At 73.1% G+C, this 9,877-nt stretch carries 4 protein-coding genes and 1 tRNA gene; 4 read left to right on the top strand and 1 reads right to left on the bottom strand.

Annotated features, from left to right (window positions below; translation table 11 throughout):
• Positions 1-286: 286 nt before the first annotated feature.
• Positions 287-362, bottom strand: a tRNA-Asn gene (locus WME83_RS08160).
• A gap of 144 nt (positions 363-506) precedes the next feature.
• On the opposite strand from WME83_RS08160, the gene WME83_RS08155 reads away from it, so the two are divergent.
• The 4 genes from WME83_RS08155 (at position 507) to WME83_RS08140 (ending at position 9,871) form a co-directional block, all read left to right on the top strand.
• The gene (locus WME83_RS08155; RefSeq protein ID WP_437318692.1) at positions 507-2,213 is read left to right on the top strand and encodes a lipopolysaccharide biosynthesis protein; all 1,707 of its coding nucleotides are present in this window, start codon (positions 507-509) and stop codon (positions 2,211-2,213) included.
• 203 nt (positions 2,214-2,416) lie between these two features.
• A complete protein-coding gene (gene ettA, locus WME83_RS08150; RefSeq protein WP_437318691.1) occupies positions 2,417-4,090 on the top strand; it encodes an energy-dependent translational throttle protein EttA in 1,674 nt (557 codons plus the stop codon).
• 92 nt (positions 4,091-4,182) lie between these two features.
• The gene (locus WME83_RS08145; protein ID WP_437318690.1) at positions 4,183-5,343 is read left to right on the top strand and encodes an endonuclease/exonuclease/phosphatase family protein; all 1,161 of its coding nucleotides are present in this window, start codon (positions 4,183-4,185) and stop codon (positions 5,341-5,343) included.
• A 34-nt stretch (positions 5,344-5,377) separates the two neighbouring features.
• On the top strand, positions 5,378-9,871 hold the full coding sequence (locus WME83_RS08140; protein ID WP_437318689.1) for a translocation/assembly module TamB domain-containing protein: 4,494 nt from the start codon (positions 5,378-5,380) through the stop codon (positions 9,869-9,871).
• The last annotated feature ends 6 nt before the right edge of the window (positions 9,872-9,877 follow it).

Here is a 9,877-nt window from a genome sequence, read left to right as displayed (position 1 = left end):
TCGCCCGGTCACCGTCCCGGAGAACGAGGGTCGGCTGTTAACCGCATCTCGGCTTCTCTCTCCCCGTGGGCACGAGAAGAGAGCGCGAACGCCGTTCCGCACGCGCTCGACGCGCCCGTCTTCACGCCCGCGACGTTCTCTGCGCGAACGCCGTCCCGGCGCGGACGATGCGCGCCGACGCGCAAACCCTCGGGACATCAGGGGAGAAAAGACGAAGCCCCCGAGGCTTGTACCTGGGGGGCTCCGTTAACTGCGCCTCGATGCGAAGTTCAGGAGGAGGAAGAAGTGGCTCCAGCTGCTGGACTCGAACCAGCGACCCGGCGGTTAACAGCCGCCTGCTCTACCGACTGAGCTAAGCTGGAATGCGTCGGAGACGGGCGCGAGAATAGTCGGCCAGCCCTTCCCGTCAAGCGAATCCGCACGGCGCTTCACTTTGGTGACGGGCAGGTAAGCTCGCCCGCTCCCGCGAGATTGCCCGCCTGGCGTGCTTCTGCGACAACGCCGCCGTGCCGCGCGCCGCCGAGCCCCTCCCGCCGCCGCCCGAAGCCCCCGCCGCCTCGCAGGCCCCTCCGGACCCCTCGCAGGTCCCCCCGGCCCTCGCGCAGGCCGCCCCGGCCCCTACCGCGCCTTCCTCGGCCCCGCCTGCCGCTGCGCGCCCCTCCGCCCCCTCTCCACCTCCCACCCCCACCCCCTCCACCGCCCGCTCCGCCGGCCGCGGCGGCCTCGCCATCGCTGGCGCCAAGGTCTCCTTCATCGTCTTCGGCTTCGTCCAGCAGCTCATCCTCCCCCGCCTGCTCGGCACCGACGGCTACGGCGCCGTCTCCGTCGTCTTCGCCGGCGTCGGCGTCGTCAACAACGTCATCGTCGCCACCGGCATCCAGGGCGTCTCCCGCGCCGTCTCCAGCGTCGCCGACCGCGACGCCGCCGAGGCCTTCCGCCGCACCCTCGCCCTCCACGCCGTCCTCGCCATCGCCGTCTCCTCGGCCTTCGCCCTCCTCGCCGGCGCCATCGCCGACTTCTCCGAGGCCCCGCACGTCGCCGGCCCGCTCCGCCTCGCCGCCGCCATCGTCCTCCTCTACGGCCTCTACGCCCCGCTCGTCGGCGCCCTCAACGGCCAGCGGCGGTTCCTCACCCAGGCCGGCTTCGACATCGGCTACGGCGCCCTCCGCACCGCCAGCGTCGCCGCCGGCGCCCTCCTCTTCCTCCGCGCCGGCCAGAGCGGCGTCCTCGGCGCCATCGCCGGCTTCGTCACCGCCGCCGCCATCATCGTCCCCCTCGCGGCCCTCAAGACCGGCTTCGGCCGCCCCGGCAGCGCCGGCCCCTCGATCCGCGAGCACCTCGTCTTCCTCCTGCCCCTCGCCGTCTCGCAGACCTTCCTCAACTTCCTGCTCCAGACCGACTTCTTCCTCCTGCGCCGCTTCCTCGGCCAGGCCACGAACCACCTCGCCCTCGGCGCCAAGGCCGCCGACGACCTCATCGGCGTCTACCGCGGCGCGCAGCTGTTCGCGTTCCTCCCCTACCAGCTGCTCCTCTCCGTCACCTTCATCCTCTTCCCCATGCTCGCCCGCGCGCACGCCGAGAACGATCGCGCCGCGGTCCGCCGCTACGCCATGACCGGCGTCCGCCTCTCGTTCCTGCTCACCGGCCTCCTCGTCGCCCCCATCTCGGGCCTCGCGCCCCACGTCCTGCGCTTCGCCTTCCCCGTCGAGATCTGGAGCCGCGGCGGCGACACCCTCCGCGTCCTCTCCCTCGGCATGGGCGCCTTCGCCATCCTCGGCGTCGCCTCGGCCGCGCTCACCAGCCTCCACCGCGAGCGCGTCGCCGCCGCGCTCACCGCCGCCACGGTCCTCCTCGTCGCCGTCGGCTGCTCCGTCGCCGTCCCTCGCGCCGCGTTCGGCCCCGACATGCTCGTGAGCTCCGCGACCGCCACCTCGCTCGCCCTCGCCACGTCCGCGGTCGTCGCCGGCGCCCTGCTCCACCGCGCCGCCGGCGGCTTCGTCCCCGTCGCGACGGCGCTCCGCGTGGGCGTCGCGCTCGCCGTCGCGATCGCCGTCGGCGCGCGGCTGCCGTGGCTCGGCAAGATCGCGGTGCTCGGCGAGGCGATCGCCGTCGCGCTCGTCTACCTCGCCCTCCTCGTCGCCACGCGCGAGGTCGGCCGGGACGACCTCGCCGTCCTGCGGCAAGCGTTCGGCCGCAGAGGCCGCCCGGCGTGACCCGAGCGGCGATCGCCGCCCCGCCAGCACCGCTCCCCACGCCCGCCGTCGACGCCTCTTGACCGACAGCCGGCAATCTCGCATACGCGGGTCTCCCCGATCCCGAACGCGGCCGGAGCCCGCTCGGTCGACGCGCGGTCGACCCGGCGCGCGCCCATCCCCGCTCCCCTCTGCCCGCCGGGCTCGCACACGCAGGAGATACCGTGGCGCCTCAATTCATCTTCACGATGCAGGATGTCCGGAAGGTGCACCCCCCGAACAAGGAGGTGCTCAAGGGCCTGTGGCTCTCCTTCTACCCGGGCGCGAAGATCGGCGTCCTCGGCGCGAACGGCGCCGGAAAGAGCACCCTGCTCCGCATCATGGCGGGCGTCGACAAGGACTACCTCGGCGAGGCCAAGCCCGCCGACGGCATCCGCATCGGCTACCTCCCCCAGGAACCCCAGCTCGAGGCCGGCAAGACCGTGCAAGAGCACGTCGAGATGGCCGTCCACGACGTCCGCTCCCTCGTCCAGCGCTTCGAAGAAATCGGCGCCAAGCTCGGCGAGTCGCCCCCCGACATGGAGGCGCTCCTCGAGGAGTACGCCGCCCTCCAGGACAAGATCGAGGCCGCGAACGGCTGGGAGATCGACCGCGTCGTCGAGCGCGCCATGGACGCCCTCCGGCTGCCCCCGCCCGACGCCGACGTCACCAAGCTCTCCGGCGGCGAGCGCCGGCGCGTCGCCCTCTGCAGGCTCCTCCTCGAGAAGCCGGACATCCTGCTCCTCGACGAGCCGACCAACCACCTCGACGCCGAGAGCGTCGCCTGGCTCGAGCGCTTCCTCCACGAGTACCCCGGCACCGTCGTCGCCGTCACCCACGACCGGTACTTCCTCGACAACGTCGCCGGCTGGATCCTCGAGCTCGACCGCGGCGCCGGCATCCCCTACGAGGGCAACTACACCGGCTGGCTCGAGCAGAAGAAGAAGCGCCTCGAGCTCGAGCAGAAGCAGGAGAGCGCGCGCAAGCGCACCCTCGAGCGCGAGCTCGAGTGGGTGCGCATGGCCCCGCGCGCCCGCCAGGCCAAGAGCAAGGCCCGCCTCGCCGCCTACGAGTCGCTCCTCGCCGAGGACAAGTCGAAGAAGGTCGAGGAGAACGAGATCGCCATCCCCGCCGGCAAGCGCCTCGGGAACGTGGTCGTCGAGGCCGACCACCTCCGCAAGGGCTTCGGCGATCGCGTCCTCATCGACGACCTCACCTTCTCGCTCCCGCGCGGCGGCATCGTCGGCGTCATCGGCCCGAACGGCGCCGGCAAGACCACGCTCTTCCGCATGATCATGGGCCAGGAGCAGCCCGACGGCGGCGCGCTCCGGATCGGCGAGACCGTGGAGCTCGCGTACGTCGACCAGTCGCGCGACGCCCTCAACCCGAACAACAGCGTCTGGCAGGAGATCTCCGGCGGCGAGGACCGCCTGGTCGTCGGCAAGCGCGAGGTCAACTCGCGCGCCTACGTCGCGAGCTTCAACTTCGCCGGCAGCGACCAGCAGAAGAAGGTCCGCGACCTGTCCGGCGGCGAGCGCAACCGCCTCCACCTCGCCAAGCTCCTCCGCCGCGGCGGCAACGTCCTCCTGCTCGACGAGCCCACGAACGACCTCGACGTCGACACGCTCCGCTCGCTCGAGGAAGCGCTGCTCAGCTTCGCCGGCTGCGCCGTGGTGATCAGCCACGATCGCTGGTTCCTCGACCGGATCGCGACCCACATCCTCGCCTTCGAGGGCGACAGCAAGGTCGTCTGGTTCGAGGGCAACTACGCCGACTACGAGGCCGACCTGAAGCGCCGCCTCGGCGCCGACGCCGCCGAGCCCCGCAAGATCCGCTACCGCAAGCTCACCGCGAGCTGACGTGGCGCAGAGCACGGCCGCCCGCGTTCCCCCCTCGGAGCACGTTCCCGAGCTGGCGCGGCGCGGGCGCCCGCAGTAGCTCTTTCCCTCCCATGGTCCGGAGCTCCGTCGGCGCGTGGTGCGCATGGCTCGGCGTGGCCGCCGCGGTCGCGACGACGACCGTGGCCGGCTGCCGGGACGCCGCCGAGACCCGCTCGCCGTTCGCGGTGACCTCGTCGCACGCGGGCGGTGGCGAGGCCGCGGGAGAGGGCGGCGCGGGCGGCGCCGGCAGCGGGGGCGCGAGCGGCGCGGGCGGCTCGGACGGCCACGGCGCCGGCGGCCAGGGCGCCGGCGGCTCGGACGGCCACGGCGCCGGCGGCTCGGACGGCCACGGCGCCGGCGGCGCGGCCTCCGGCGGCGGGCCGGTCGACCCGCCGCCGGACGCCACGCCGCTCTCGATCGTTACGTGGAACACCAAAGACTTCTTCAACGACAAGGACGACACCGCGGGCGACGCCGAGATCGTGCTCAGCGCCGCGGAGTACCGCGAGAAGCGCGAGGCGATCGCGGCGGTGCTCGCGGCGCTCGATCCCGACGTGGCGGTGCTCCAGGAGGTCGAGCACCTCAGCGTCCTCCAGGACCTGAACCGCATCGAGCTCGGCGGGGCGTACCCCCACGCCGCGCTCGTCGAGGCGTACGATCCGCGCGGGATCGACGTCGGCGCGCTGTCGAAGATCCCCTTCGATAAGGTCGTCTCGCACCGGGACGACCGCTTCACGCTGCGCGGAACATCGGGGCCCGTCTACACGTTCACCCGCGACTGCCTCGAGCTCCACCTCTCCCGCGGCGGCCGCAAGGTCATCCTGCTGGGGGTCCACTTCAAGGCCAAGGCGGCGCCCGACGACCCCGACCGGCGCCTCGCCGAGGCGCAGCGCGCCCGCGCCATCGCCGACGCGCTCGCCGCGGAGCACCCCACCGCCGCGATCGCCGTCCTCGGCGACTTCAACGACGTGCCAGGCTCCCCCCCGGTCCAGGCCGTCGCCGGCGCCGGCCCGGGCGCGTTCGAGGACGCCGCGGCCGCGGCGCCGCCCGCGGACCAGTGGACGTATGACTTCCGCGGACAGCTAGAGCTCATCGACCACCAGATGGTCCACCCGCTGCTCTGGCGGATGCTCGACCCGCGCTCGATCCGGATCCCCCACGGGCCGTCGATCGAGGGCGCGAGCGACCACGCGCCAATCTTTTCCGGATACAGGATCACCCCGCCCACGTAAGCGTTCGACCGCGCATCAGCTAAGCTGCGCCCCGATGCACGGCACGAGGAGAAAGGGCTCCCCGCCGAGAGCCCGCAGGGACTGGGGGCGCCTCGCCGTGCGCGTGCTGTGCGTCGTGTTCGCGGTGATCGGGGCGATCCCGCTCGCGGTCGGCTTCCTCGTGCGGACCGAGACGGTGCGGGCCTGGGCGGCCTTCGAGACGGCCGCGCTGCTGGAGAGCAAGCTCGGCATCACCGCCCGCTACGACGTGCGCGTCCAGGCCTGGCCGCTGATGGTCGGCCTGAACCGCCTCGTCGTCGACTCCTCGGACGGCGGCGCGCCGTTCCTCGAGCTGGAGCGCGTGGCGATCCGCCCGCGCCTGTTCTCGCTGCTCGCTGGGCGCATCGACGCGGGCGACGTCGAGATCATCGGGCCGCGCGTCCGCGCCGTCCTGAAGGACGGGGAGCTCCGCAACTTCAAGCTCCCCGACACCGGCAAGAGCAGCGGCGGCGGCGGGCTCGATCGCGCGCCGCTCTCGTCGGTGGCCATCACCGACGCGCGGGTCGACCTGACGATCGACAACGTCCGCGTCCAGGCCCGCGAGGTCGACGTCGACGTCTCCGCCGAGCCGTCGGGCGCGTTCGAGATCGCGATGCGCTCCGGCTTCGTCTCGGTCGTGCACACGCACCCCGCGCCCGGCCGCGAGGCCGAGGAGGACAGCGTCGACGAGGACGTGATCTGCCGCTTCGACACGCGCATCAGCGTCGAGCCGGACCGCGCGCTCGTCCGCCGGCTCATCCTGGAGGGCGCCGCCGACTTCGATCCGGATCCCGGCACCGCGCCGCCGTGCGGGCTCCAGAGCAACGACTGGCGCCGGGTGGAGCTCGAGCTCGGCGCCCTCCGCGCCGTCGGCCTCGGCGGCGGCATGCCCCACCGGATCGAGGGCCGCGTGCGGGCGCGCCTGCCGGTGCCGATCGTGCACCGCTTCATCGACCTGCCGCCCGCGACGGGCTCGGTCGCGATCGACGTGGACGCCGAGTACGACGCGGCGGCCGCGCCGCTCGGCCTCGCGCTGCCGCGCGTGAAGGGGACGCTCGCGCTCGACCAGCCGGGCCTCGACGGCAGGGTCTTCGTGACGCGCCTCTCGGGCAAGCTCTCGACGACCCCCGACGCCGTGCAGCTCTCCGACGCCGACATCGCCTGGGCCGACGGCACGCTCAAGATCTCCAGCGCGGAGGTCAAGCCGTTCGAGAAGGGCGTGCCGCTCCACGCGGGGCCGATCGACCTCGCCAACATCGAGCTGCCCGGCCTCCTGCGCGACCTCGGCGTGCACCCGCAGGCGCACGTCGCCTGGACGCTGCGCGAGGGCCGGTTCGATCGCTTCGGCGGCACGCTGGTCCCGCTCTCCCTCGAGGGCCCGCTCGCCGTGCAGACGCGCGGCTTCGACATCTTCGATCGCCCGACCAAGGACCCGGCCCGCCAGCGCCTGATGGGCGTGAAGGAGGGCTCGGTCCGCGGCTCGTTCCAGGTGCGGCCGAACGCCGTCGTGCTCTCCGGCTTCTCGGTCGACACGCCGAGCTCGCACCTCCGGGCCACCGTCTCGCTCGGCTTCAACGACCAGCTCGGGGTCGAGGTCCACCCGGGCTCGCGCGTGGACCTCGCCGAGGTCTCGCCGCTCGCCGCGCTCGAGCTCGCCGGCGTCGCGTCGCTGAGCGCCTCGATGCACGGCTCCTACGCGCACCCGAAGCTCAAGGGCGAGGTCGGCATTGAGAAGTTCGTGTTCGCCGGGTTCCCCATCGGCGACCTCGAGCCCTCGCCGGTCGCGTTCGAGCCGCTCGCCGTGACGCTCGAGAACGCGCGGGTGCGGCACGGGGCGAGCCGCATGCGGGTCCCCTCGCTCAAGGTCGACTTCGACCCGGCGGGCAACCTGCCGAAGGGCCGCCCGCTCGACAGCTCCGGGGGGATCGTGGTCGTGGACGCGGCCGTGGACACGCGCGAGGCGCCGCACCTCGCCGCGCGCGACCTCCTCGAGATCCTCCGCCTCGAGAAGGATCCGCGGTTCGTCGCCTACAAGGCGACCGCGAGCGGGACGGCGCGGGCCCACTTCGCGCTCGGCGGCCCCGAGGACCGCTGCGGCGGCGGCTACCTCGCCGTGAGCGCCGGGATGCGCCTCAGCGGCATCGAGCTGCTCGAGGAGCGCTTCGACGAGGGCGAGGTCGACGTCAACCTGATCTGGGACGATCAGGCCGCCGGCGGCGACGGGATGCGGCTCGACGTCCGCTCGGCGTCGCTGCGCAAGGGCACGGGCTCGGTGCTGGCGAGCGTGTCGATCGCGCACGGCGGCGCGCTGAAGGGGAGCGTCATCGCGAGCGGCCTCCCGCTCACGCGCATCGACGCGCTCGGGCCGGCGGGCTCGCTGTTCGACGGCTCGGTGTCCCTCGTCGCCAGCCTGGGCGGCACCGTGAGCAGGATGGCCGGCTTCGCGGACGTCCACGTCTCGCGCATCGGCATCCGGCGCTCGCACGCGAGCCTGCCCCCGTCGCGCGTCGAGCTCACGATCGTGCCCCAGGACAAGCCGCCCAAGGTCCTCGGCAGGACGCCGATCTGCGGCAACCCGATCGGCGCGCCGTTCGACCCCGTGGAGTTCGAGCGCGACCTCCCCGACGGCTCCTTCGTCGCGAACGGCTCGCTCTTCGGCGGGCAGGTCGCGCTGGAGGGGGTCCGCGTCACGCGCCAGCAGCGCAAGATCGTGGACGGCAGGGTGCGCATGGACGCGCTCGACCTCGGCACGCTCGCGAACCTGATCCCGGGCGTCGCGTTCTCGGCGGCGACGCCGAAGGGGACGCTGACGGCGTCGCTCGACATCGAGCGGCTCCCGCTCGCGGATCCGAAGCAGGCGGCGCTCACGCTGACCGTCGGCGCGCTGAAGCTCGAGCGGGAGGGCCAGGGGGTCCACCTCACGGCCCCGAGCGGGCCGATCCGCCTCGCGGGCAACGCGCTCACGGTGCCGGAGCTCCACATGGAGGCGCACACGGCCTCGCGCCTGTCGGCCGCGTTCACCGCGTCCGGCGAGGTGAAGCGGGTGTTCACCGCGCCGGACCTCGACGTCGGGATCCGGGTCAGCCCGACGAAGCTTTCGCGGCTCAGCGCCGACATCCCGCAGATCCGGCACGCGCGGGGGACGGTGCAGGCCGACGTCCGGATCACGGGTCCCCTCCAGGGGCTGCGCTACGCGGGCTCGGCGACGCTCAAGGAGGGGGAGCTCGACGTCGTGGGGCTGCCGGTGTCGCTCGACGACATCGACGTGGAGATCGCGATCGACGACGACCTGGTGCGGCTCACGCGGGCGACCGCGCGGGTCGGCACGGGCACGGTGAGCGCGGTCGGGAACATGCCGGTGCGGGGCCTGAACCTCGGCATGGCGACGGCCTCGATCGTGGCGACCGGCGTGAAGCTGCCGGTCGCCGACGGGGTGAACCTCACCGCGAACGCGAACCTCGTGGCGCGCTTCCAGCCCGGCGTCGAGGACGACGGGTCGGGCGAGAAGAACCTCCCGCACGTCGAGGGCAGGATCACGCTCACGTCGTTCAACTACACGCGCCCGATCCTGATGAGCATGGACCTCGGCGACCTCACGGGCCGCCAGCGGACGACGGTGCAGACCTACGACCCCGCCGCCGACGCGGTCCGGTTCAACGTGGTCGTGCTCTCGCCGAATCCGCTCCACTTCTCGAACGATCTCGCGGACATGCGGCTCGAGGTCTCGCCCACGGGGCTCGAGCTCTCGGGCACGAACCAGCGCTTCGGCGCGCGCGGGTCGCTGCGCATCCTGCCCGACTCGAAGCTCATGCTGCGGAGCACCGAGTTCAACGTGCGGGAGGGCTACGTCCGCTTCGAGGACCCGTTCCGCATCGCCCCGAAGGTCGACGTGCGCGCCGAGAGCGAGTACCGCCGCTACACGGCGATGAGCAGCTCCGCGGCGGACCCGGCCGCCGGCGCGGAGGCGCCGGCGGCCACGAGCGCGGGCATCGGCGCCGGCGCGAACGCCAGCGGGCACTGGCGCATCAAGCTGCACGCGCAGGGCGACGCCGACAACCTGCAGCTCAACCTGACGAGCGATCCGCCGCTCAGCCAGGAGGACATCGTCCTGCTCCTGACGCTGGGGATGACGCGCGCCGAGCTCAACCAGGGGGTCGTGTCGTCGCTCGGCGAGACGGTGGGCCTCGAGGCGCTCTCGTCGCTGACCGGCGCGGACAAGGCGGTGAAGACCATCGTCCCCATCATCGACGAGTTCCGGTTCGGCACCGGCTACTCGTCGAAGAACGGCGCGCCGGAGCCGACGGTGACCCTGGGCAAGCGCATCACGGACGCGGTGCGGGCCAACGTCACGACGGGGCTCTCGCAGGGCAGCCAGGTGCGCGCGGGCGTCGAGGTGAAGCTCAGCGACCGCATGAGCGTGCAGGGGTCCTACGACAACGCGAACGACGCCTCGAGCTCGCCCGTCGGCAACCTGGGCGCCGACCTCCGGTGGCGGCTCGAGTTCGAGTGACGCCCG

The organism is Sorangium sp. So ce385 (genome assembly GCF_051474135.1).
In the GTDB taxonomy this organism is placed as follows: Bacteria; Myxococcota_A; Polyangia; order Polyangiales; family Polyangiaceae; genus Sorangium; species Sorangium cellulosum_D.
This window is presented reverse-complemented; position numbering and strand designations above follow the sequence as displayed.